The organism is Streptomyces sp. NPDC000941, assembly GCF_053599555.1.
On the sequence record NZ_JBSFMM010000010.1, the window covers coordinates 30394 to 54390 of the forward strand.

Here is a 23997-nt window from a genome sequence, read left to right on the forward strand (position 1 = left end):
CCACCATGCATGTAACGCATCTGTCGCTCGCCGACTTCCGCTCATACGCCCGGGCCGAGGTCGCCCTCGGTCCGGGCGTCACGGCTTTTGTGGGCCCCAACGGCCAGGGGAAGACCAACCTCGTCGAGGCCGTCGGCTATGTGGCCACGCTCGGCAGCCATCGCGTCTCCGCCGACGCTCCGCTGGTGCGGATGGGCGCGGACCGGGCGATCGTGCGGGCCGCGATCGTCGAGGGCGACCGGCAGCAGCTGGTCGAGCTGGAGCTGAACCCCGGTAAGGCGAACCGCGCCAGAATCAATAGATCGTCGCAGGTCAGACCGCGCGATGTGCTTGGCATCCTGCGCACGGTCCTGTTCGCGCCCGAGGACCTGGCCCTGGTCAAGGGAGATCCCGGGGAGCGCCGGCGCTTCCTGGACGAGCTGGTCACCGCGCGCTCACCGCGCATGGCCGGGGTCCGCGCCGACTACGAGCGCGTGCTCAAGCAGCGCAACACCCTGCTCAAGACCGCCGCGTTGGCCCGGCGTCACGGCGGCGGCCGGGGTTCCGGGGGCGACGGGGCGCTGTCCACTCTCGACGTATGGGACCAGCATCTGGCGCGCGCCGGTGCGGAATTGCTCGCCCAGCGCCTCGATCTGATCGCCGCGCTGCAGCCGCTGACCGACAAGGCGTATGAGCAACTGGCCCCGGGCGGCGGCCCGATCGGTTTTGACTACCGCAGCTCCATGGGCGACGGCCTGGCGGCCGCGGGCACCCGCGAGGAGCTGTACGAGCAGCTTTCGGCCGCGCTCACCGCCGCCCGTAAGCAGGAGATCGAGCGTGGGGTGACGCTGGTCGGCCCGCACCGCGACGATCTGATCCTGCGGCTCGGGGAGCTTCCGGCGAAGGGCTATGCGAGCCATGGCGAGTCCTGGTCGTATGCGCTGGCCCTGCGCCTGGCCTCGTACGACCTGCTGCGCGCGGACATCTCATGGGCGCCGGGTGCAGCTTCCGCCGAGGCAGCTGAGGCAGCCGAGGCCGGCGGGGGCGGTGAGGCCGGGGCGGTCCGGCGGGCGGGCGAGCCGGTGCTGGTGCTGGACGACGTCTTCGCGGAGCTCGACGAGCGGCGCCGGGAGCGGTTGGCCGAGCTGGTCGCGCCCGGTGAGCAGGTGCTGGTGACGGCGGCTGTGGAGGACGACGTCCCCGGGGTGCTGGCGGGCGCGCGCTACGCGGTGTCCGAAGGGGAGGTGCGGCCCCTGTGACCGAGCAGCCCGCACAGCCGCCCACCCCACCGGAGCCTTCGGGTGTCGACCTGGCGCGGGTGGCGCTGCGCGCCGCCAAGGAGCAGGCGCGCGCCCGTGGTGCGGCGGCGCAGCAGAAGAAGCAGGCGCGCCGAGGGGGCTTGCGCTCCGGCGCGCGCGCCGACGGGCGCGATCCGCTGCCGCTCGGTGCCGCGATCAACCGGCTGATCACCGAGCGGGGCTGGGAGACCCCGGCCGCGGTGGGCGGGGTGATGGGCCGCTGGCCCCAGATGGTGGGGCCGGAGGTGGCGCAGCACTGCGAGCCGCAGCGGTACGACGAGGAGGCTCGGGTGCTGACGGTGCGGTGCGATTCGACGGCGTGGGCGACCCAACTGCGGCTGCTGGCCCCGCAGCTGGTGGCCCGGCTCAACGCGGACCTCGGCCAGGGCACGGTCAAGCTGATCAAGGTCTTGGGCCCGGGCGGCCCGGCCCGCCGTTATGGATCGCTGCGCGCCCCCGGCTCCACGGGTCCAGGCGACACCTACGGCTGAGACAGCCCTGCGTGCGCCCCCGGGTGCGCAGGTGGCGGGGCGGTCGTGAAGGGGGTGGCCGCTGGGGCGTCTGTCATGGTTGCCGGTGGTTGACGACCCGAAGCGCTGAGTGGCGGTGTGAGCCTCTTAAACCCCTTCCCCAGATATGGGGAGTCGGTGACGACCGGTTCAGGGCGGCACATGCGTACTCAGGCACCGGCAAGCCCCCATTCTTGTCGGCGCTACCGGTAGACTGGCCGCGTACACCGTCGCCGCTTGCGCACCGAGCGCTCGCGGACACATGTTGAACGACGCAGCCGCTCCTGCCTGCCCCGGAGACGGCTCGTGCTGTGCCAGAAAGGGCGCTTCGTGGCCGATTCCGGCAACCCCAACGAGAACATCCCGTCCGAGATCCCGTCCGAGGACGTCGACGGGGCTCTGGCCCCGCCGTCCTATGACGCCAGTGCGATCACCGTCCTGGAGGGCCTGGACGCGGTCCGCAAGCGACCCGGTATGTACATCGGTTCCACCGGTGAGCGCGGCCTCCACCACCTTGTCCAAGAGGTGGTGGACAACTCCGTGGACGAGGCCCTGGCCGGTCACGCGGACACCATCGACGTGACGATCCTGGCCGATGGCGGGGTCCGCGTGGTCGACAACGGCCGCGGTATCCCGGTCGACCTGCATCCGGTGGAGAAGAAGCCGGCCGTCGAGGTCGTGCTGACCGTGCTGCACGCGGGCGGCAAGTTCGGCGGCGGCGGCTACGCCGTCTCCGGCGGGCTGCACGGCGTCGGCGTCTCCGTGGTCAACGCGCTGTCGACGAAGGTCTCGGTCGAGGTCAAGCGGGACGGCTACCGCTGGACCCAGGACTACAAGCTTGGCGTGCCCACCGCGCCGCTGGCCAAGAACGAGCAGATCACGGAGACCGGTACGACGGTCACCTTCTGGGCCGACCCGGATGTCTTCGAGACGACCGAGTACTCCTTCGAGACGCTGTCGCGGCGCTTCCAGGAGATGGCGTTCCTCAACAAGGGCCTGTCCATCTCGCTGAGGGACGAGCGCGAGGCCCATGTGGACGAGGAGGGCAAGCCGCTCTCCGTGACGTACTGCTACGAGGGCGGCATCGTCGACTTCGTGCAGTACCTGAACTCCCGCAAGGGGGAGCTGGTCCACCCCACGATCATCGGATTCGAGGCCGAGGACAAGGAGCGGATGCTCTCGGTCGAGATCGCGATGCAGTGGAACACCCAGTACACCGAGGGTGTCTACAGCTTCGCGAACACCATCCACACCCATGAGGGCGGCACCCACGAGGAGGGCTTCCGCTCCGCGCTGACGTACTTGATCAACAAGTACGCGCGGGACAAGAAGCTGCTCCGGGAAAAGGATGACAATCTCACCGGTGAGGACATCCGCGAGGGCCTGACCGCGATCATCTCGGTCAAGCTCGGCGAGCCGCAGTTCGAGGGTCAGACGAAGACCAAGCTGGGCAACACGGAGGCGAAGACCTTCGTCCAGAAGATCGTCCATGAGCACCTGGCCGACTGGCTGGACCGCTACCCGAACGAGGCGGCGGATATCATCCGCAAGTCCATCCAGGCGGCCACGGCCCGGGTCGCGGCCCGTAAGGCCCGCGATCTGACCCGCCGCAAGGGGCTGCTGGAGACCGCGTCACTGCCGGGCAAGCTGGCCGACTGCCAGTCCAACGACCCCGCCAAGTGCGAGATCTTCATCGTCGAGGGTGACTCCGCCGGCGGCTCGGCCAAGGCCGGCCGTAACCCGCAGTACCAGGCGATCCTGCCCATCCGAGGCAAGATCCTCAACGTCGAGAAGGCGCGGGTCGACAAGATCCTCCAGAACAACGAGGTCCAGGCGCTGATCTCGGCGTTCGGCACCGGTGTGCACGAGGACTTCGACATCAGCAAGCTCCGCTATCACAAGATCATCCTGATGGCGGACGCCGATGTCGACGGCCAGCACATCAACACCCTGCTGCTCACCTTCCTCTTCCGCTTTATGCGCCCGCTGGTCGAGGCGGGCCATGTCTTCCTGTCCCGCCCGCCGCTCTACAAGATCAAGTGGGGCCGGGACGACTTCGAGTACGCGTACTCGGACCGCGAGCGGGACGCGCTGATCCAGGCCGGCCGCGAGCAGGGTAAGCGCATCAAGGAGGACTCGGTCCAGCGCTTCAAGGGTCTGGGCGAGATGAACGCCGAGGAGCTGCGTGTGACCACCATGGACGTGGACCACCGCGTCCTGGGCCAGGTCACCCTGGACGACGCCGCGCAGGCCGACGATCTGTTCTCGGTCCTGATGGGCGAGGACGTCGAGGCCCGGCGCTCCTTCATCCAGCGCAACGCCAAGGACGTCCGCTTCCTCGACATCTGAGTCGGCCCCGAGCGCCGCAGACGACAGAAGGACTTTGACCAGCAATGGCCGACGAGAACACCCCGAACACGCCCGAAGACACCGCCCAGGGGGCCACCCGCGTCGAGCCGGTGGGCCTCGAGACGGAGATGCAGCGCTCGTACCTCGACTACGCGATGAGCGTGATCGTGAGCCGTGCGCTGCCCGACGTCCGGGACGGCCTCAAGCCGGTGCACCGCCGTGTGCTGTACGCGATGTACGACGGCGGGTACCGCCCCGAGAAGGGCTTCTACAAGTGCGCCCGCGTCGTCGGCGACGTGATGGGCACGTACCACCCGCACGGCGACTCGTCCATCTACGACGCCCTGGTGCGGCTGGCCCAGCCGTGGTCCATGCGGATGCCGCTGGTCGACTCCAACGGCAACTTCGGCTCCCCGGGCAACGACCCGGCGGCCGCCATGCGCTACACCGAGTGCAAGATGGCGCCGCTGTCCATGGAGATGCTCCGGGACATCGACGAGGACACCGTCGACTTCCAGGACAACTACGACGGGCGTAACCAGGAGCCGACGGTCCTGCCGGCCCGCTTCCCGAACCTGCTGATCAACGGCTCGGCGGGGATCGCGGTCGGCATGGCCACCAACATCCCGCCGCACAACCTCCGCGAGGTGGCCGAGGGCGCCCAGTGGTTCCTGGCCAACCCGGAGGCCACCCCGGAGGAGCTGCTCGACGCCCTGGTCGACCGGATCAAGGGCCCGGACTTCCCCACCGGCGCCCTGGTCGTCGGCCGCAAGGGCATCGAGGAGGCGCACCGCACCGGCCGCGGCTCCATCACGATGCGCGCGGTCGTCGAGGTCGAGGAGATCCAGGGCCGTCAGTGCCTGGTGGTCACCGAGCTGCCGTACCAGGTCAACCCGGACAATCTGGCGCAGAAGATCGCCGACCTGGTGAAGGAAGCCAGGATCGGCGGCATCGCGGACGTCCGCGACGAGACGTCCTCGCGGACCGGTCAGCGCCTGGTCATCGTGTTGAAGCGGGACGCGGTCGCCAAGGTCGTGCTCAACAACCTCTACAAGCACACCGATCTGCAGACCAACTTCGGCGCGAACATGCTGGCGCTGGTCGACGGGGTGCCGCGCACCCTCTCGCTGGACGCCTTCATCCGCAACTGGGTCACCCACCAGATCGAGGTCGTCGTCCGCCGGACGCGCTTCAGGCTGCGCAAGGCCGAGGAGCGGGCCCACATCCTGCGCGGTCTGCTCAAGGCGCTGGACGCGATCGACGAGGTCATCGCGCTGATCCGGCGCAGTGACACGGTGGAGATCGCGCGCGCGGGCCTGATCGACCTGCTGACGATCGACGAGATCCAGGCCAACGCGATCCTGGAGATGCAGCTGCGGCGGCTCGCCGCCCTGGAGCGTCAGAAGATCATCCAGGAGCACGACGAGCTGCAGGCCAAGATCAATGAGTACAACGCGATCCTGGCCTCGCCCGAGCGGCAGCGGCAGATCATCAGCGAGGAGCTGACCGCGATCGTCGAGAAGTTCGGCGACGACCGGCGCACCAAGCTGATCCCCTTCGACGGTGACATGTCCATCGAGGACCTGATCGCTGAGGAGGACATCGTCGTCACGATCTCCCGCGGCGGCTATGTGAAGCGTACGAAGACCGAGGACTACCGCTCGCAGAAGCGCGGCGGTAAGGGCGTGCGCGGCACCAAGCTCAAGCAGGACGACATCGTCGACCACTTCTTCGTCTCGACCACCCACCACTGGCTGCTGTTCTTCACCAACAAGGGCCGGGTCTACCGGGCGAAGGCGTACGAGCTGCCGGACGCGGGCCGGGAGGCGCGCGGCCAGCACGTCGCCAACCTGCTGGCGTTCCAGCCGGACGAGCAGATCGCGCAGATCCTGGCGATCCGCGACTACGAGGCGGCGCCGTATCTGGTGCTGGCGACGAAGTCGGGGCTGGTGAAGAAGACCCCGCTCAAGGACTACGACTCCCCGCGGTCGGGTGGTGTGATCGCCATCAACCTCCGGGAGACGGAGGACGGCCGGGAGGACGAGCTGATCGGTGCCGAGCTGGTTTCGGCCGAGGACGATCTGCTGCTGATCAGCAAGAAGGCACAGTCGATCAGGTTCACGGCCACGGATGATTCGATGCGGCCGATGGGACGGGCGACTTCCGGCGTCAAGGGCATGAGCTTCCGCGAGGGCGACGAGCTCTTGTCGATGAATGTCGTCCGGCCCGGTACGTTCGTGTTCACCGCCACCGACGGTGGGTACGCGAAGCGGACGAATGTCGACGAGTACCGTGTCCAGGGCCGTGGCGGCCTCGGTATCAAGGCCGCCAAGATCGTGGAGGACCGCGGTTCTCTCGTCGGGGCTCTGGTGGTCGAGGAAAGTGATGAGATCCTTGCCATCACGCTCAGCGGTGGCGTAATCCGTACCCGTGTGAACGAGGTCAGGGAGACGGGCCGTGACACCATGGGCGTCCAACTGATCAACCTGGGCAAGCGCGATGCCGTCGTCGGTATCGCCCGGAACGCCGAGGCCGGTCGTGAGGCTGAAGAGGTCGAGGACGAGTCCGAGACCGTGAGCGAAGCAGCCGAGGGGGCCGCGTCCGAGGCGGCCGAGGGCACACCGCCCCCGGCCGACGAGACCGAGGAGTAGGTCGTGAGTGGAGCCACGGGTCCCGCGGCGGGCGGCGGCGGAACGGACACCGGCCATGGGCCGGTGCCGGGCGCCGCACCGGCCGGGAGTGGATCACCCGCTTCGGCAGGCGCCCGTGGCCCCTCCACCGACTCCCATGGGGGTACCGTGACGGACATCAGGCAGCCGCAGCCGCCGTACGAGAGCTACCCGGGCAGCCCGCTGCCCGGTGAGCGGCCGGGCCAGCCACAGCCCGCGCAGCCGTACCACCCGCCGCAGGCGTATGCCCCGCCGAGCACCCCGCCGAGCACCGGCGGGGCCGCCAGGGGCGCCTCGGGGCACCAGCAGACCGCGGTGCGCCGGCCGCGCACCGAGTCGGGTGCCCGCTCGGCCCCGCGTACGCGCAAGGCGCGGCTGCGGGTCGCCAGGGCGGACCCGTGGTCGGTGATGAAGGTCAGCTTCCTGCTCGCGATCGCGCTGGGCATCTGTACCGTGGTCGCCGCGGCGGTGCTGTGGATGGTCATGGACGGGATGGGCGTCTTCAGCGCCGTGGGCGGGACGATCAGCGAGGCCACGGAGTCGAAGAAGGGCACCGGCTTCGACCTGGAGTCCTTCCTGTCGCTGCCGCGAGTACTGGCCTTCACCGGGGTCATCGCAGCGATCAATGTGGTGCTGGCCACGGCCCTGGCCACCCTGGGGGCCTTCATCTACAACCTGTCGGCGGGCTTCGTCGGCGGTGTGGAGCTCACGCTGGCCGAGGACGAGTAGCGGCCGCCTGTAACCGATTTTGGGACAGGGCTGGTCGTGCGCTAATCTTTCGGTGCAGCGCGGGGCTATAGCTCAGACGGTTAGAGCGCTTCCCTGATAAGGAAGAGGCCACAGGTTCAAGTCCTGTTAGCCCCACCGGTGCGATCAGCCCGGACGGAGATCTTCTCTTCGTCCGGGCTGATTCCGTAACGGCGCCCGGACAGTTGATGAACGGCTGTCGGCCGGCCAATGCCGGGCATAGGTCACCGAACGGTATCGGCCGGTGTGTATCATCGGGCGCCAGAGGTCCCCTACGTCAAGGAAAGAGACGAGGTAGCGCGGTGAAGAAGCTTCTCCTGGTCGCACTGGCCGCCATCGGCGGGCTCCTCGTGTACCGCCAGATCCAGGCGGATCGCGCCGAGCAGGATCTGTGGACGGAGGCGACCGACTCCGTGCCCGCAGGTTCGGGTGTGTGAGACCAACAGCTCTGTGCAGGGCCCCGACCGCTGGAGCGGTCGGGGCCCTGTCGGCTTTACTGGCGGCTGTCGCGGGACTCCTCGCGGCAACCGTCTTCTTTGTTCACTCTTGCAAATGAAATGCTTGCATAAGCAAAGTTGAACGGGCTGTGCGGCCGGTACGACGAGGAGTGACCCGCGATGGATGACCGCAGCAAGGTCAGGACCGGCCTCGCCGCGGTGGCCGCGCTGTGCGCGGTGGCCACGGCGCCAGGACTGCCCGGCCAGGCCTGGGCCGCGCCCGCGGACGGGGCCGCCGGGGCGCGGCCGTACCGGACCGAGGGGACCTTGATCCACGGCGCTGACGCCGCCGAGGGCGCCCCGCTGCTGAAGCCGGGGCTCGGCTACGTCGACAGCATCGCGGCGGGCCAGAAGCGGTACTACAGCGTCCGGCTGGACACCACGTCCGGTGCGTATGTCTCGGCGGTCGCGGCGCCCCGGCCGGGGGCGGGCGTCGTCTCGTACCAGGATCGGGTCAAAGTGACGTTGGAGAGCCCCGACGGCACCACCTGCGACAGCTCCGACCGGAAGATCGAGGCGAACGGCGTGGCCTATCCGCTCGCCGACTACGCGGCACGCCAGGCCGCGTCGGGCTCGGTGGCCTCCTGCCGGAAGGCGGGCCGGTACGTCGTCACCGTGGAGCGCGGAGCCGGCTCCCAGGACCCCGACAGCTGGCCGCTGGAGCTCAGGCTGATGGTGGAGCCGCCGGTGAAGGGCGGGGACACCGGGCAGGCCCCGGAGAGCAGTTGGCGCGCCACCCCGCCCGAGCTGCCCGAGGGCAAGGCGCGGGGGCGGCAGGGCGGCACGGGGTTCAACGACGCGCGCCCGTTGTCCACAGGGGTGTGGGCGGATCAGATCAGGCCGGGCGAGACCCACTTCTACCGGGTGCCGATCGACTGGGGACAGCGGCTCGACGCCACCGCCGAATTGTCCGCCGCGAAGACAGGAGAGACGGCCGGGGTCAACGACGCGCTGGGGCTTCGGGTCTTCAACCCGGCGCGCGGCCTGACGAAGAAGAGCTCCTTCGAGGCCTACGAGGGCCAGAAGGCGCAGGTGGAGGCGGACACCGTCCCCGTGGCGTACGGCAACCGCTCGGCGCGGGCCGACTACTCCGTGCGCAAGATGAGCTTCGCCGGGTGGTACTACCTGGCGGTCACGGTGAATCCGGACGTCACGCGGTTCTTCAAGGACACGGTGCCGCTCACCCTGCGGGTGCGGATCTCGGGCACCGCGAAGGCCGGGCCGACGTACGACGGGGACGCGGTCCGGGCGGGCTTCGGTCTCACGGACGCCGATCGCCGGGGGGCCGCCCGGGGGCCGTCGACCGGGGACGATGCCGGGGCCGCGGTGGTCGACGACACGGACAAGGGCCGGCTGCGGCTGGTGGGCTATGTGAGCTACGCCGTCGGCGCGCTGCTGCTGTTCGGGCTCGGGGGGTGGACGCTGGCGGCCCGGCGCCGTGCCCCGGCCGCCGCGGCCCCGGCATCCGGGCCGGGCAGGCACCGGCGGTACGGGCCGCCGCCTGCCTGGTAGGTGACGGCTGCTTGGCGGGTGGCGCCCGCCTGGTGGGTGGCCACGGCCCATGGCCGTCGGGTCAGCCCGCGGTCAGTAACGCCCATGTGCCGACCGCGAAGCACACGACCGCGGCGATCAGGATCGCGATCGTCGTCTTCCGGGACGGTCCGGGGCGGCGTCGGGCGGTGGGGGGAACCTGCGGCTGCGGAGCGGTGTATGGACGAGTAGGAGGGAAATCGTGCTGGGCCGCCGGGGCGGAAGCCGTGGCCGGAGTGGGGGTAGGCGTATGCGTATGCGCGGGCGGGGGGCCTGGCTGTTGTCGCGGATCGGGCGTGGCCTGCGGCGGCTGTGCGGGCCGTACGGGCCGCGGAGGCGTCGTGGGCTGTGCGGGCGCCGGCTGGGCGGCCGGCGGCTGCGGAAGGCCGGAGTGCGGCGTGTGGGGGGCGTGCGGGGGGTACGGGGTTTGGGGCTGCCCGGTCGGGAACTGCCCGCTGGGGTGCTGGCCGCTCGGGTTCTGCCTGCTCGGGTTCTGGCCGGTGTGCGGCTGTCCGGTGGGCGGCTGGGGGGCCGAGGGCGGTTGTGGGGCCGGGTGCTGCGGTATCCCGGTGTGCGGCGTCTGAGGCTGGGGCGGCGGCAGTTGGAAGCTGCCGGTGTCCGACATCGACGGCTGCGAAACGGACGGCTGCGAGACCGACGGCTGCGAAACGGACGATTCGGATGGTTGTGGCAGGGACGGCTCGGACGGCGGTGGCGTGCTGGGCCCCTGGGAGCCCGGTGGCTGGGGTGTCGGGCCGCTGTGTGCATGGGCCGTGCTGGTGCTGGTGCCGGTGTTAGTGCTGGTGTCAGTGTCGGCCTCGGTGTCCGCGCCCGCCCGTTGGATCGTCCGGAAGGGACCCTCGGACCCGAACCCCTCGGGGAGCGGCCCGAGATGGTCGAAGACCTCGATCACCTCGTCGTCGATGCCGGGCTCGGGCAGCATCTCGGTGGCCGCGAGAAGCGCCTTGCGCGCCCCTGTGGCCGTGCGGAACCGGTCGTCGGGGTCGGGCTGCAGCAGATTCGCGATCACCTGCCACAGCGGCTCGGGCACCCCCGTGGGCGCGTTCGGCACACCCTGCTCGAACAGCTTGATCAGGGCGTCCGCGTCCGGTTTGTGCCCGCTGAGCAGATACAGCGCCACCAGCCCGACCGCGAAGAGGTCGGCGGGGAAGTCCGGCTCCTCGCCCATCATCTGCTCGGGCGCGAAGTAACCGGGCGTCCCCATCACGTAGTTGGCCTCGGTGAGCCGGGGTTCCCCCTTCGTCAGCGCGATGCCGAAGTCGGACAGCCGCACATGCGGCCGGCCGGTCCCGGTGGCCTCCAGCAGGATGTTCGCGGGTTTGATGTCGCGGTGCACCACGCCTTCCGCGTGCACCGCCGCCAGGCCGGAGAGCAACTGGTCGAGCAGCGTGCACACATAGCGCGGCGGCAGCGGGCCGTAGTCGCCGATGAGATGGGCGAACGAGCCGCCGCCCACCAGGTCCATGGTGAACAGCACCTTGTCGTCGTCCGCCGCCCAGCTGGCCGGTGCCAGCACATAGGGGTGGTCGATGCGCAGCGCCTGTTCCCGTACGAACCGCAGCAGGGTGTGCGCATCGCGCTGCTGCAGCACCTTCGCCGCGACGTAGCGGCGGCGCCGGTGGTCCCAGACGCGCCATACGGCGCCCACGCCACCGCGCCCGATCGGGTCGACCAGCTCGTACCGGCCCGCGAAGACTTCACCCATCGCGCGGCCCCCGCCCACTCATCGGCTCGTCAGCAGTCCGTCAGCCCATCAGTTCTGGTGCGCCTCGTAGTGGGCGACCGCCTCGGCGGTCCGCCCGGCGCCGTACACCCGGAGGAACTCTGCCAGCTCCGGGTGGGTGGGGGCGAGGGTGTCGGCGGCGTCGATGATGTCGCCCGCGGCGGATACCGAGCGCAGCAGCGACTGGATCTCGCGGACCACGCGCCGCACGGTGGGGGCGCCGGTGCTCGCCGTGGTCTGTGTGGTGTTCAGCACGGAGCCCCCCGCGGACTTCTTGATCTCCTCCATGCGCTCGGCGGCCTCGGCGGCGCTGACCCGGCCGTCCGCCGCCTGGCTCGACAGCTCCTGCAGGGCCTGTACCCGCTGGACGACGGCCGGGTTGCCGATCTTGGCTCGCTGGCCGCTCATCAGCTGCGAGAGCATGGGCGCGGACAGGCCGAGGACGGCGGCAAGGCGGGCCTGGTTGAGGCCGAGGTCGTCGATGAGACGGCGGAAGAGCGCCCCCAGCGGCTCCCCGTACCAGCTGCGCTGCAGCTCCCGTGCGCGGGCGGTGGCATCCTGCTGTGCTGCGTCCATTCGCTCTCCCCTTCGCTTCGCTGCAGCGAATCTTGCGTGGCATCCTACGGAGGGCGGTACGCGCGAGCGATACCCGGTCGGGAAAGGGGGCCACAACCAGGTATCCTGATCGGCGACGGGGCCTTAGCTCAGTTGGTAGAGCGCCGTCTTTGCATGGCGGATGTCAGGAGTTCGACTCTCCTAGGCTCCACTTTCGTCACCGGCCAGGACACCAGAAGCGTGCCCTGGCCGGTTTTTCTTGCTGCCCAAGTCCCGTGGGTCCCTTGGCGCGGTCGGTCCGCGCGGGCCCGCAGCGCCGTTCCGGGGCATTGTCCTCCCCCATGTTGCCCGGTGTTGCCGCTCTCGCCGTTGTCGCGTGCAACACCTCCGGAATGCCTCACGCTGGCCTCAACTCGGGCATGTGGTCCGGGAGTCGTCTGGTCGGCGCGATCCGCCGTGCGGGGAGACAAGATGCGTGAGCTGCGGCCCTTGGGTGAGGGTCTGAGCCAGGAATGCCGGGATTTCGCCTTGGCGCTGCGGGACCTGTTCAAAGGGCTGGAAGTCTCGGTGCGCAGATATGCCGCGCGCAGGTATCGCGATCCGGGCACGCTCTCGCGCTATCTGAGCGGGACGCGCATCCCGCCGTGGGAGTTCGTGCAGGACCTGTTCACCGATCTCGCCGAGCGGCGGGGCACCGCGGCGACCCCGGCCGCGATCGAGCTGGTGCGGGAGCTGCACCGGGCCGCGGTGCATACGAGCGGATCGCCCGGTCACGCCATGGAGATCCTCCAGCACCAGCTCGCGGACGCCGACCGGGAGGCCAGGACGTCGAGCGTGACGGAGGACGTGCTGGGGGAGGCGCTGCTCGACCGGCAGCACCGGATCGCCGATCTCGAGGTGCGGCTGAACCAGCTGGAGGCGGCGTGGGCGATGGAGCGCACCCGGGCGGACACGCTGGAGCTGGGTCTTCCCGACCAGGCGGAGCTGATCAAGGAGCGGGACATGCTCCAGCGCGAGGTGAAGCGCCTCACCGAGGAGCTGGAGGATGTGCGGCTGCGCGGGTTACTGGCGGAGGACCGCTGCCAGATGCTGGAGCGGCAGCTGGCCATGGTGGAGTCCCAGCGCCCCGCCGCGGCCCCGGCGCCGGACGGGGTGTCCGACGCCCCTGCGGAGCCCGTGATGTCCAAGCCCTGCCCGGGGCCTCGTCCCAAGATCCTCGTGGTCGACGACCAGCACAACAACCTGCTGGCCATGGCAGCCGTGCTGGCCAAGCTGGACCAGGAGCTGGTGACCGCGTCCTCGGGGCAGGAGGCTCTCAAGGCCCTGCTCGATCACGATGACTTCGCGGTGATCCTGCTGGACGTGCAGATGCCGGAGATGGACGGCTATGAGACCGCGGCCCATATCCAGCGGCGGCCCCGCAACCGGGACATCCCGATCATCTTCATGACCGCGATGGGCGCCGACCCGGAGCACTCCTCCCGGGGATACGCGGCCGGTGCGGTGGACTACATCGCCAAGCCGTTCGATCCCTGGGCGCTGCGCGCCAAGGTCTCCGTCTTCACGGAGATCTTCCTGGAGCGGCGCCGGTACAGCGAGCGCGTCGCCGCCCGCTGACCGGCCGGGGGAGGCAGCGGGAGGGGAATGGCGAAGGGCGGGGACGCCGTGGTCTCCCGCCCTTCCGGGTGTGCTGCCGGGCCTGCCGGCCGGTCCGCACCGACGCCTGCCCGGCACCCCGACGCCTGCCCGGCGCCCGGCCCGGGCTCAGCGATCGTTCTCGTTCGCCTGCTTGCTCTGCGCCTCCGGGTCGAGTGCGGACTGGTCGCTGCCGTCCACCGACGTCAGCGGCTCGCGCCCGCTCAGCTCGGTCGCCGCCGGGGGCTCGACCAGCCAGTCGGGGTTGGCCTGCCTGTCCCACCACTTCCACGCGGTGAAGATCCCCGCGCCCACGAGGCCGACGAAGGCGGTGCGCTTGGCGATGCGGCCGGTGCGGTCCCTCCTGCGGCGGCGCCTGGCGAGCTTGTGGATGTCGGCCGCGGTCACATGGTCACGCAGGGCGGCGAGGGCCGCGGCGCTGCGGGTGACGGCCTCCTCGCATACCGGCCCGGCGGTGGCGCGCGCCTCGGCCACCGCGTGCTGGACGCGCGGCGCGGTGTACCGGGCGGCCTGGCGCGCCGCCTTGCGGGTGCGGGCGGCGGCCCGGGTGGCGGCGTCGTCGACCCCGCGCGGCAGGGTGCCGCGGGCCTGGGTCAGCCGCGGCGCGATATGCACGTGGTACTGGCTGCCTGCGGTGTAGCGGGCTTGGTGCGCGGCGTGCGAGACCTTCGGCCCCAGCTGTACGCGAGCCGTGTGCGCGTAGCGCGTGGCGGCGTCCTTGGCCGTACCGGCGTAGGGCGCCACCACCTCCGCCGCGTGCAGGACGCTGCCCTTGGCGGTGCCGGTCGCGGCTCGCACGCTCTCCATGCGGGTCACGGGATCCTCCCCTTTCCATTTCATGGAAGATCATGCCTATTTATGACGATCATCCCTGTGTGCAGGATGCCGGGCACGCGCGGCCGGGCATCCGGGGCACGTACGGGTTCCCGTCCGGGCCGGCATGAATCGTGTGTGCCGCGCGCCGCTTCGTGGGTACGCGTCGTCGCGGCGTCCGTGCGAGGATCAAGGGACCGCAATGAAAACTATGGAAGGTAGATCGTGGCTGAGCAGCTCTACGCCACCCTGAAGACGAACAATGGCGACATCGAGGTCCGGCTGCTGCCGAACCACGCCCCCAAGACGGTCAAGAACTTCGTGGAGCTCGCCGAGGGCACCCGTGAGTGGACCCACCCGGCGACGGGCAAGCGGGCCAAGGAGAAGCTGTACGACGGCACCGTCTTCCACCGCGTGATCAGCGGCTTCATGATCCAGGGCGGTGACCCGCTGGGCAACGGCACCGGTGGCCCCGGCTACGAGTTCGGCGACGAGTTCCACCCGGACCTGGCGTTCAACAAGCCGTACCTGCTGGCGATGGCCAACGCCGGCCCGGGCACCAACGGCTCGCAGTTCTTCATCACCGTGGCGCCGACCGCGTGGCTGACCGGTAAGCACACCATCTTCGGCGAGGTCGTCGACGAGGCGAGCAAGAAGGTCATCGACGCGATCGTGGGCACCTCGACCAACCCGCGCACCGACCGCCCGCTCAATGACGTCGTCATCGAGTCGGTCGTCGTGGAGACCCGCGAGGGCTGAATTCGAGGGCTGACCTCGAGGCCGTCATCGCCACGCGGCGGAGCCGCATGTCGATACAGCCGGCTGCCGCCGCGTGGCGGGCCCGTGCCGGGCCTCGCCGGACCGGCGGCGGGAACTCCGCGCCCCGCCTGTCCGTCTTGACGGCAGGCAGGCGGGCACGTGGGCCCGGTGCGAGCATGGAGTGCAGGGCAAGGGGAGACGATGGAGGACCAGGCGGTCTGCTGCTATCGGCATCCGCAGCGGGAGACCGGCATAAGCTGTGTCCGCTGCGAGCGGCCGATCTGCCCGGAGTGCATGATCAGCGCCTCGGTGGGCTTCCAGTGCCCGGAGTGCGTGCGCGGTGGTGGGCAGGGCTCCTCCGGCGGGCATGTCCCGGCGGGGCACCCGGTGCGGGACGACCGGCCGCGCACGATAGCGGGCGGCGCGCTCACCGCGGACCCGCGGCTGGTGACCAAGATCCTCATCGGCCTCAATCTCGCCGTGTGGTTCGTGGCGCTCGCGATCGGCGACCGGTTTGTGAACGCGCTGGACCTGGTGGGCCGGGCGTACGACCCCACCGCGGCCGATCTTGTGGGGGTCGCCGAGGGCCAGTGGTATCGGCTGGTCACCGCGATGTTCCTGCACCAGCAGGCGTATCACATCGCCTTCAACATGCTTTCGCTGTGGTGGCTCGGCGGACCGCTGGAGGCGGCGCTGGGCCGGGCGCGCTATCTCGCGGTGTATCTGCTGGCCGGGCTGGGCGGCAGCGCGCTGTCGTATCTGCTCGCCGCGCAGAACCAGCCCTCGCTCGGCGCCTCCGGGGCGATCTTCGGCCTGCTCGGCGCGACGGCGGTCCTGATGCGCCGCCTCAACTACGATATGCGGCCGGTCATCGCGCTGCTCGTGCTCAACCTGATCTTCACATTCGCCTGGTCCGGTATTGCCTGGCAGGCCCATGTCGGCGGCCTGGTCGTGGGCACGGTGGTGGCGTACGGGATGGTGCACGCGCCCCGCGAGAAGCGCGCGCTGGTGCAGCGGCTCACCTGCGCGCTGATGCTACTCGCGATCGTCGCGGTGGTGTGGCTGCGGACGGTTCAGCTCACCGGCTGACCGGCTGGCACCGGCCGTGCGCAACCGGCCGTACGCAAGCGCCGCTGCCGCGGCCCCGGCCGTATCGGGGATATCCACAGCACAGTTGTCCACAGCAAGCGCCTGATCTTGTGCAAGCTGTGGAGAACATCAGTGCGGGTCCGTGCTCATCTGCGTTTCCCCAGGCAGAGGCAGGTGTGAACGGTCGAACGGATGTGTTCGGCCGATCACACCGGCGTCAATGCGGCGGAAGTTATCCACAGATCTTCTGAGTTTTCCCCGGCTGTGGATAACTCTGTGGACGACCGGGGTGCGGAGGATCGGAGGGACGATCCTACTTCCACTGAGTGGAGACCACGAACCCGGCGGCGATGAAGCCGAAGCCGACCACGATGTTCCAGTTGCCCAGGGAGTCGACGGGCATATCCCCGGTCGTCACGTAGAACATCACGATCCAGGCGAGGCCGATGAGGAACATCGCCAGCATCAGCGGGGCCACCCACCGGCGGCCGCTGTGCAGGCTGATGTTAGTGGCCTGCTTCGCCGGCGGCGGCGTGAAGTCGTCCTTCTTGCGGATCCGTGACTTCGGCACGAGGAACTCTCCTGTCGATGCGCTGCGTGACCGCGCGGTATTGATACGGACGGCACCGGGTTGGGGCTGGGACGGGGGACCAGACCCTTCACTCGGGGCGTCCGTTAGCGTAGTCCTTCCGCGGCGTCGTAAGGAGTAAGGGTACGTTGAGCAATTCCGCCGGCACCCCCAACCCGGGCCCCCGCCGCCCCGCCTTCCGCCCCGTCCGGCTGCTGACCGCCGCGGTTTTCGCGCTCGCCGGACTGATCTTCTGGACCAGCTTCGACACCGCGAAGGGCACCAATCTCCGCAGCGACGAGTCGATGCTGAGGCTGTCCGACCTCATCCAGGAGCGCAGCCGCAAGAACGCCGGGCTCGACGACAGCGCCGCCCAGCTGCGCTCGCGGGTCGACGCCCTCGCCCGCCGCGACAACGGCGCCACGGACGCCGAGCGCCGCAGGCTCGCCGCGCTGGAGCGGGACGCGGGCACCCAGAAGCTCACTGGAACCGGGCTCTCCGTCACCCTCACCGACGCCCCGCCGAACGCGACGGCGAAGATCCCTGGAGTGCCCGAGCCGCAACCCAACGACCTGGTCATCCACCAGCAGGACCTGCAAGCCGTGGTCAACGCGCTGTGGCAGGGCGGGGCGCGGGGGATCAAGGTCATGGACCAGCGGCTGATCTCGACCAGCGCGGTGCGCTGCGTCGGCAACACCCTGATCCTCCAGGGCCGGGTCTACTCCCCGCCGTACACCATCACCGCCGTCGGCGACCGGGGCAAGCTGCGCGCCGCGCTGGCCGCCTCCCCCGCGATCGAGAACTACCGCAGCTATGTCGAGGCGTACGGGCTCGGCTGGAAAGTCGCCCAGCACGACAGGGTGACTCTTCCCGGCTACTCCGGCACAGTGGACCTGCACTACGCCCAGCCCCGGTGAAACGCGACATCGCGGGAACGCGACAGGCGCGCTGAACATGGACAGGTGTGCGGTCGATGAGGGTGCGACTGATCGTCAGGACGCTCAGTGAGATCTGCCTCACCGTGGGCACCCTGATCGTCCTCTTTGTCGTCTACGTCCTGTACTGGACCGGCGTCCTCGCCGACCGCGCGATGGACGGGGAGATCGACCGGCTCCAGGACCGATGGGCGACCGGACCGGTCGCGGGCGCCGAGGCGACAGAGCCCCCGGCAGCCCGCCGCCCAGAGCCGGAGCCGTACCGGGACGGCGCGTCATTCGCCATCATGTACATCCCCCGCTTCGGCGCCGACTGGGCCAAGCCGGTCCTTCAGGGCACCGGGACCGACACCCTGAAGAAGGGGCTCGGTCACTACAGCCGCACCGCCCGGCTCGGCGCCCGGGGCAATTTCGCCGTCGCCGGGCACCGCCGCACCTACGGCGACCCGTTCAAGGACTTCCCCCGGCTGCGCCCCGGCGACGCCGTAGTGCTCAGCGACGGTACGACCTGGTACACGTACCGCATCGACAAGCGGCCCTACCGCACGCTGCCCACCGACGTCGGCGTCATCGACCCGGTGCCGCGCGCGTCCGGGTTCCGGGGGCCGGGCCGCTATCTGACCCTCACGACCTGTGAGCCGGAGTGGGGGCACAGCCATCGGCTGATCGCCTGGGCACATCTGGACGCCACCCGTCCAGTGACCGAAGGCAAGCCGGAAGCTTTGCTCAGCTGACCCACCGGCCCCGGGCCCGGCCCCTTACTCTGGTGCTGCAGTCGACTTCTTCGTCGTGAGTAGGGATGGCATGTACGGCTGGATCTGGCGGCATCTGCCGGGCAACGCATGGGTGCGGGCGCTGATTTCGCTCGTACTGGTGCTGGCGATCGTCTTCGTGCTCTTCCAGTACGTCTTCCCGTGGGCGGAGCCCCTGCTGCCGTTCGGCGATGTGACGGTCAACGAGGGAATGGCGGGCCCCCGGTGAGCGCGCGCATCCTGGTCGTCGACAACTACGACAGCTTCGTCTTCAACCTGGTCCAGTACCTCTACCAACTCGGCGCCGAGTGCGAGGTGCTGCGCAACGACGAGGTGGCCCTCGGCCACGCCCAGGACGGCTTCGACGGCGTCCTGCTGTCCCCGGGCCCCGGCACCCCCGAGGAGGCGGGCGTCTGCGTCGACATGGTGCGGCACTGCGCGCGCACCGGCGTGCCGGTCTTCGGTGTCTGCCTGGGGATGCAGTCCATGGCCGTCGCGTACGGCGGGGTCGTCGGGCGCGCCCCCGAGCTGCTGCACGGCAAGACCTCGCGCGTGACGCACGAGGGCACCGGCGTCTTCAAGGGCCTTCCGTCGCCCTTCACCGCCACCCGCTACCACTCGCTGGCCGTCGAACGGGACACCGTCCCGGACGAGTTGGAGATCACGGCCTGGACGGAGACGGGCATCGCGATGGGGCTGCGCCACCGTCGGCTGCCCGTGGAGGGCGTGCAGTTCCATCCCGAGTCGGTGCTCACCGAGTGGGGGCACCGGATGCTCGCCAACTGGCTCGAGGAGTGCGGCGACACGGGGGCGGTGGGACGGTCGGCGGGCCTGGCCCCCGTGGTGGGGGCGGTCGGCGGTAAGGCCGGCGAGTGACCGCACTGCGCCCCGAGCGCGAGGGCGCGCCCCAAGGCGCCCAGGAGCCCGACCCATACGCGCCGTCCGAGCCGAATGAGCCGCCCGACGCCTACGGGGGCACGGACGCGTTCGCGGCGGCGGTGGAGCGGCTGGACGACCCTCTGACCGATCCGCTGCCCAGATCCTCGCCCGGACTCGTACCGGGGACCGTGACCGGGCCCGGTGCGGGGCCCGCCACCGGGCCCGCTACGAGGCCCACCGCCGGGCCTGCCGCCGGTCCTGCTGCGGGGCCTTCGACGGGGCCCATGACGGGCCGTACTACCGGGCCCATGACTGGGCCCATGGCCGAACCACTGCCAGGGTCCGCCAGAACGCCCGCTGTCGGGCCTGTGGCGGGTCGGGCGGCGCCGTCCGTGCCTGGACCCGACCCGGCCGCCGAGCGGCCCCCTGGAGGCCCGTCCAGGGCCCGCCATCGCCGCCCCGCACCCGTGGCACCTGCCGGGCCCGCCACACCCGCCGACGTCGACGCGACGGCCGTACTGCCGCGGGTGTCCGAGGCGAGGGCTCCGGCACAGGCGCCGACCGGGCAGGCGCCGACCGGGCAAACGCCAGGCGGGCAGGCGCCAGGCGGGCAGGCGCCAGGCAGGCAGGCGCCAGGCAGGCGACGGGCGGCGCGTGACGACGAGACCGTGGCGCTGCGCGCGGTCCGGCCGGGGACGGCCGACGGGCCCAAGGCCGCCGCTCCCCCTCCGGGTGACGACGAGACGGTGCTGCTGCGGCAGATCGGGGCCGACCCCGCCGAGGCGGATGCCGCGGACGGCACGCAGGAGCCGCCGCCCGGGGGCCGGGCCGCCCGCAGGCGCGCCGCTCAGGCGGCGGCCAAGCGCGGCGGCGGCAGACGGGGAGCCCGCGCGCGCGGCGGGGCGGAGGGCGCGGGCGACGATACGGGCACCGCCACCGCCACCCCGGCCGGAAGCGGGCCGCAGACGGCGAAGCCCCGCACCCGTATGGAGGCCAAGCGCGCCGCCCGGGCGCGCAAGGACAGCCCGGCCGTCATCGCGAGCCGTGTCGTCGGTGAGCTGTTCATCACGGTCGGCGTGCTGATGCTGCTCTTCGTGACCTACCAGCTGTGGTACACCAACATCCTGGCCCATCGGCAGGCGAACGACGCCGCCAACAGCCTTCAGAAGAAGTGGGATCGGGAGGGTGGGGCGAACCGCGATCCCGGTACGTTCTCGCCCGGCGAGGGCTTCGCTCTCCTCTACATCCCCAAGCTGGACGTCAAGGCCCCGATCGCCGAAGGGATCAGCAAGCAGAAGGTCCTCGACCACGGCATGGTCGGCCACTACGGCAGCGGCAAGCTGAAGACCGCGATGCCGTGGGACAAGAAGGGCAACTTCGCGCTGGCCGGGCACCGCAACACCCACGGTGAGCCGTTCCGGTACATCAATAACCTCAAGCCCGGCGACAAGATCGTCGTGGAGACGCAGAACGCGTTCTTCACCTACGAGATGACCAGCATCCTGCCGCAGACCCAGCCCTCGAACACAGGAGTGATCGGTCCGGTGCCGCCCGGCTCGGGCTTCAAGGAACCCGGCCGCTACATCACCCTGACGACCTGCACCCCCGAGTTCACCAGCAAATACCGCATGATCGTCTGGGGCAAGATGGTCGACGAGCGGCCTCGGAGCAAGGGCAAGCCGGACGCGTTGGTCCAGTGAGCGAGCGCGGCCGGGAAGGCCGGAACGGCCGGGCAGGCCAGAACGACGGGGCAGTCAGAAAGACCGGGACGACCGGGAAAAGGGGTACGACGCGGTGGCACGGACCGACCAAGACGAGCGGCCGGGCGAACTGCCCGCCGCGCCCGCGCGGCAGGGCCGCCCCCGCCGGGGGCGGATAGCCGCGGCCGTCGGCATTCTGGGCGAGCTGCTGATCACCGTGGGGGTACTCCTCGCCCTCTTCGTCGTCTACTCGCTGTGGTGGACGAATGTGCTGGCCGACCGCGAGGCGAAGAAGCAGGGCGACCGGGTGCGCCGGCAGTGGTCGCAGCAGGAGGGCCCCGGCCGGCTCGACACCAAGGACGGCATCGGCTTTCTGCATGTGCCGGCCATGCACAACGGTGAGGTGCTGGTCAAGAAGGGCACGGCGACGGCGACGCTCAACGACGGCGTCGCCGGCTACTACACCAAGCCGGTGAAGTCGGCGATGCCGTGGGACAAGAAGGGCAACTTCACCCTGGCGGCGCACCGGGACGGGCACGGCGCCAAGTTCCACAACATCGACAAGCTGGACAAGGGCGACGCGATCGTCTTCGAGACCCGGGACGTCTGGTACGTCTACAAGGTCTACGCGGAGCTGTCCGAGACCTCGAAGTACAACGTGCGGGTGCTCAGCCCGGTCCCCAAGGAGTCGGGGAAGACGAAGCCGGGCCGCTACATCACGCTCTCGACGTGCACACCGGTCTATACCTCGCGCCACCGCTACATCGTGTGGGGCGAGCTGGAGCGTACGGAGAAGGTCGACGCGGACCGTACGCCGCCCAAGGAACTGCGTTAACCGCCAGACCCGACTACGGGGAAGCCCCGGCCGCCCGATTCCCGGGCGCCGGGGCTTCTTGCCGAGGCGACTGCTGCCGCGCGGAGCGCGCGTCCCAGGGCCGTTCTACGGCCCGCCGGAGGGGCCGCCGAACGGGATGGTGCCGCCGTCGCCGCCGCCGTCACCGCCCCCGTTGTTGCCCTGGCCACTGTCGAAGGTGGTCAGGTTGACGACCTGGCCCTTGGGCACCTGCTGGCCCTCCGCCGGGTCGGAGAACAGCACCCTGGAGTCCTCGTTCTGCGATCCGGAGACGGTGCCGACGGTGAGGCCGGCGTCCACGAGGGCCTTCTTGGCGTCCTTGAGCTTCTGGCCGCGCAGCTGGGGCACCGCGACGTTCTGCTGCTGCGCGGGGGCCTTGGCGACGGTCAGGGTGACGGTCGTGTTGGGCAGGACCTGCTCGTTGGGCTGGGGGTTCTGGCTGATGACCGTGCCCGCCTCGACGTCGGCGTTCTCGACCTCCGTGCTCTGCACCTTCAGGCCCGCGGCCTCGAGCGTGGAGGTGGCGTCCGCGAGCTTCTTGGTGGTGACGTCAGGGACGGTGACCTTCGACTGGGCCCGGGCGACGGTCAGAGTGATGGTCGACTTGGGCGCGACCTTCTTGCCGCCCTTGGGATCCTGGTCGATGACCTTGCCCGCGGTCTGGTCGGACTCCTCGGTCGTCTGGTTGACCTCGAAGCCCTTGGCCTCGAGCTGTTCCTTGGCGCTCTCGAACTGGATGTTGATGACGTCGGGGACTTCGACCTTCGCGGCGGGCTTGGGGCCCTTGGACATGGTCAGCTCGACTGTGCCGCCGCGCTCGATGGCCTTCTCGCCCTTCGCGCTCTGCTCGCAGACCGTGTTCTTGTCCGCGTCGCAGAAGATGGGGCTGCCGGTCACCTTGACCTTGAAGTCCACGTTTACGCCCTGTTGCCTGGCCTCGGAGAGGGTCAGCCCCTTCAGCGGCGGCACATCGACGTTGTCGCTGTTCTTGTTGCCACTGAAGATCTCCTTGCCGATGAAGATCGCTCCGACCAGCACCAGGATGCCGGCCAGGACCAGCAGGATCGTCGAGAGATTGCTCTTCTTCTCGGGCCCGCGCCTGCGGTCGGGGCGCTCGTCGTACCCGAAGCCCCCGTCGTCGTCGCGCATCGGCGGCAGCATCGAGGTCTGCGCGCCGGCGTCCTGCGACCGCAGCATGGTCGTGGGCTGGTCCTCGCCGCCGTAGCCGACCGCGCCCAGCGCGGCGGTGGCGGCGACGGGCTGGCCCTCCAGGGCCGCCTCGATGTCGGCGCGCATCTCGTCGGCGGACTGGTAGCGGTAGTCCGGGTCCTTGACCAGGGCCCGCAGCACGATCGCGTCCATCTCCGGGGTGATCTCCGGATCGAACGTGCTCGGCGGCTGCGGCTCCTCCCGTACGTGCTGATAGGCGACGGCGACCGGTGAGTCGCCGATGAACGGCGGGCGCACGGTCAGCAGCTCGTACAGCAGACAGCCGGTGGAGTAGAGGTCGCTGCGCGCGTCGACGGTCTCGCCCTTGGCCTGCTCGGGTGAGAGGTACTGGGCGGTGCCGATCACGGCGGCCGTCTGCGTCATGGTCATACCGGCGTCGCCCATGGCCCGGGCGATGCCGAAGTCCATGACCTTGACCTGGCCGTTCCTGGTGAGCATGACGTTCGCCGGCTTGATGTCGCGGTGGACGATGCCGTTGCGGTGCGAGTACTCCAGAGCTTGGAGAATCCCGACGGTCATCTCCAGGGTCCGTTCGGGGAGCAGCTTTCTGCCGGAGTGCAGCAGCTCCCGCAGGGTGGATCCGTCGACGTACTCCATCACGATGTACGGGATCGAGACCCCGTCGACGTAGTCCTCGCCGGTGTCGTAGACCGCGACGATCGCGGGGTGGTTGAGCGAGGCGGCCGACTGGGCCTCTCGGCGGAACCGGGCTTGGAAGGACGGGTCACGGGCCAGATCCACCCGGAGCGTCTTCACGGCGACAGTGCGGCCGAGGCGGGTGTCATGCGCGAGGTAGACCTCCGCCATGCCACCGCGGCCGAGCACAGAGCCCAGCTCATACCGGCCGCCGAGGCGACGCGGCTCTTCCATAGCTACTCCAGCCCTC

Annotated in this window: 21 protein-coding genes and 2 tRNA genes; 18 read left to right on the top strand and 5 right to left on the bottom strand. The window is 70.1% G+C overall.

Annotation, left to right across the window (positions count from 1 at the left end; all coding sequences use genetic code 11):
• The first annotated feature begins 5 nt into the window (after positions 1-5).
• The 8 genes from recF to ACWDSL_RS05950 all read left to right on the top strand — a co-directional run bounded on the left by recF (position 6) and on the right by ACWDSL_RS05950 (position 9560).
• Positions 6-1238, top strand: a complete 1233-nt coding sequence (gene recF / locus ACWDSL_RS05915) for a DNA replication/repair protein RecF (protein WP_450482113.1) — start codon at positions 6-8, stop codon at positions 1236-1238.
• The gene (locus tag ACWDSL_RS05920) at positions 1235-1768 is read left to right on the top strand and encodes a DUF721 domain-containing protein (RefSeq protein WP_385617261.1); all 534 of its coding nucleotides are present in this window, start codon (positions 1235-1237) and stop codon (positions 1766-1768) included. Before recF ends, ACWDSL_RS05920 begins: the two co-directional genes overlap by 4 nt.
• A gap of 324 nt (positions 1769-2092) precedes the next feature.
• Positions 2093-4135, top strand: a complete 2043-nt coding sequence (gene gyrB / locus ACWDSL_RS05925; protein WP_450482115.1) for a DNA topoisomerase (ATP-hydrolyzing) subunit B — start codon at positions 2093-2095, stop codon at positions 4133-4135.
• 44 nt (positions 4136-4179) lie between these two features.
• Positions 4180-6786, top strand: coding sequence for a DNA gyrase subunit A (gyrA, locus tag ACWDSL_RS05930; protein ID WP_450482117.1), 2607 nt, complete (start codon positions 4180-4182; stop codon positions 6784-6786).
• A gap of 147 nt (positions 6787-6933) precedes the next feature.
• On the top strand, positions 6934-7533 hold the full coding sequence (locus tag ACWDSL_RS05935; RefSeq protein WP_450482119.1) for a DUF3566 domain-containing protein: 600 nt from the start codon (positions 6934-6936) through the stop codon (positions 7531-7533).
• A gap of 61 nt (positions 7534-7594) precedes the next feature.
• Positions 7595-7668 (top strand) — tRNA-Ile (locus tag ACWDSL_RS05940).
• Positions 7669-7853: 185 nt separating this feature from the next.
• The gene (locus ACWDSL_RS05945; protein ID WP_003958712.1) at positions 7854-7988 is read left to right on the top strand and encodes a DLW-39 family protein; all 135 of its coding nucleotides are present in this window, start codon (positions 7854-7856) and stop codon (positions 7986-7988) included.
• 180 nt (positions 7989-8168) lie between these two features.
• Positions 8169-9560, top strand: coding sequence for a hypothetical protein (locus tag ACWDSL_RS05950; RefSeq protein ID WP_450482121.1), 1392 nt, complete (start codon positions 8169-8171; stop codon positions 9558-9560).
• 61 nt (positions 9561-9621) lie between these two features.
• Here the strand turns inward: ACWDSL_RS05950 and ACWDSL_RS05955 are convergent, their stop codons facing one another.
• Together ACWDSL_RS05955 and ACWDSL_RS05960 are read right to left on the bottom strand one after the other, a co-directional pair.
• Positions 9622-11304 (bottom strand): protein kinase domain-containing protein, encoded by a 1683-nt coding sequence (locus ACWDSL_RS05955; RefSeq protein ID WP_450482123.1) that lies wholly within the window; start codon positions 11302-11304, stop codon positions 9622-9624.
• A gap of 48 nt (positions 11305-11352) precedes the next feature.
• The gene (locus tag ACWDSL_RS05960; RefSeq protein ID WP_014177978.1) at positions 11353-11898 is read right to left on the bottom strand and encodes a helix-turn-helix domain-containing protein; all 546 of its coding nucleotides are present in this window, start codon (positions 11896-11898) and stop codon (positions 11353-11355) included.
• Positions 11899-12015: 117 nt separating this feature from the next.
• Here ACWDSL_RS05960 and ACWDSL_RS05965 point away from each other — a divergent pair.
• Both ACWDSL_RS05965 and ACWDSL_RS05970 read left to right on the top strand, forming a co-directional pair.
• Positions 12016-12088 (top strand) — tRNA-Ala (locus ACWDSL_RS05965).
• Positions 12089-12348: 260 nt separating this feature from the next.
• The gene (locus ACWDSL_RS05970) at positions 12349-13494 is read left to right on the top strand and encodes a response regulator (RefSeq protein ID WP_450482126.1); all 1146 of its coding nucleotides are present in this window, start codon (positions 12349-12351) and stop codon (positions 13492-13494) included.
• A 147-nt stretch (positions 13495-13641) separates the two neighbouring features.
• Here the strand turns inward: ACWDSL_RS05970 and ACWDSL_RS05975 are convergent, their stop codons facing one another.
• A complete protein-coding gene (locus ACWDSL_RS05975) occupies positions 13642-14349 on the bottom strand; it encodes a DUF5324 family protein (protein ID WP_450482128.1) in 708 nt (235 codons plus the stop codon).
• A gap of 222 nt (positions 14350-14571) precedes the next feature.
• On the opposite strand from ACWDSL_RS05975, the gene ACWDSL_RS05980 reads away from it, so the two are divergent.
• Entirely contained in the window at positions 14572-15105 is a 534-nt protein-coding gene (locus ACWDSL_RS05980; protein ID WP_450482130.1) for a peptidylprolyl isomerase, read from the top strand.
• Positions 15106-15306: 201 nt separating this feature from the next.
• Positions 15307-16194: a rhomboid family intramembrane serine protease gene (locus ACWDSL_RS05985; RefSeq protein WP_450482132.1), complete on the top strand. Its 888-nt coding sequence runs from the start codon at positions 15307-15309 to the stop codon at positions 16192-16194.
• A 313-nt stretch (positions 16195-16507) separates the two neighbouring features.
• Here ACWDSL_RS05985 and crgA read toward each other — a convergent pair whose 3' ends face one another.
• The gene (gene crgA / locus ACWDSL_RS05990) at positions 16508-16765 is read right to left on the bottom strand and encodes a cell division protein CrgA (protein WP_014177983.1); all 258 of its coding nucleotides are present in this window, start codon (positions 16763-16765) and stop codon (positions 16508-16510) included.
• Positions 16766-16911: 146 nt separating this feature from the next.
• Here crgA and ACWDSL_RS05995 point away from each other — a divergent pair, with 146 nt between their 5' ends.
• The 6 genes from ACWDSL_RS05995 to ACWDSL_RS06020 all read left to right on the top strand — a co-directional run bounded on the left by ACWDSL_RS05995 (position 16912) and on the right by ACWDSL_RS06020 (position 21863).
• A complete protein-coding gene (locus ACWDSL_RS05995) occupies positions 16912-17679 on the top strand; it encodes a DUF881 domain-containing protein (RefSeq protein ID WP_450482134.1) in 768 nt (255 codons plus the stop codon).
• A 56-nt stretch (positions 17680-17735) separates the two neighbouring features.
• Positions 17736-18431, top strand: a complete 696-nt coding sequence (locus ACWDSL_RS06000; protein ID WP_450482136.1) for a class E sortase — start codon at positions 17736-17738, stop codon at positions 18429-18431.
• Positions 18432-18486: 55 nt separating this feature from the next.
• Positions 18487-18678: a hypothetical protein gene (locus ACWDSL_RS06005; protein ID WP_450482242.1), complete on the top strand. Its 192-nt coding sequence runs from the start codon at positions 18487-18489 to the stop codon at positions 18676-18678.
• Positions 18675-19325, top strand: a complete 651-nt coding sequence (locus ACWDSL_RS06010; protein ID WP_089507425.1) for an aminodeoxychorismate/anthranilate synthase component II — start codon at positions 18675-18677, stop codon at positions 19323-19325. The genes ACWDSL_RS06005 and ACWDSL_RS06010 overlap by 4 nt, the downstream gene beginning before the upstream one ends.
• A 311-nt stretch (positions 19326-19636) precedes the next feature.
• On the top strand, positions 19637-21028 hold the full coding sequence (locus ACWDSL_RS06015; RefSeq protein ID WP_450482232.1) for a class E sortase: 1392 nt from the start codon (positions 19637-19639) through the stop codon (positions 21026-21028).
• 94 nt (positions 21029-21122) lie between these two features.
• Positions 21123-21863: a class E sortase gene (locus ACWDSL_RS06020; RefSeq protein ID WP_450482138.1), complete on the top strand. Its 741-nt coding sequence runs from the start codon at positions 21123-21125 to the stop codon at positions 21861-21863.
• Between the two features lie 105 nt (positions 21864-21968).
• On the opposite strand, the gene pknB is transcribed toward ACWDSL_RS06020, so the two are convergent.
• Positions 21969-23981, bottom strand: coding sequence for a Stk1 family PASTA domain-containing Ser/Thr kinase (gene pknB, locus ACWDSL_RS06025; RefSeq protein ID WP_450482140.1), 2013 nt, complete (start codon positions 23979-23981; stop codon positions 21969-21971).
• Positions 23982-23997: the final 16 nt, after the last annotated feature.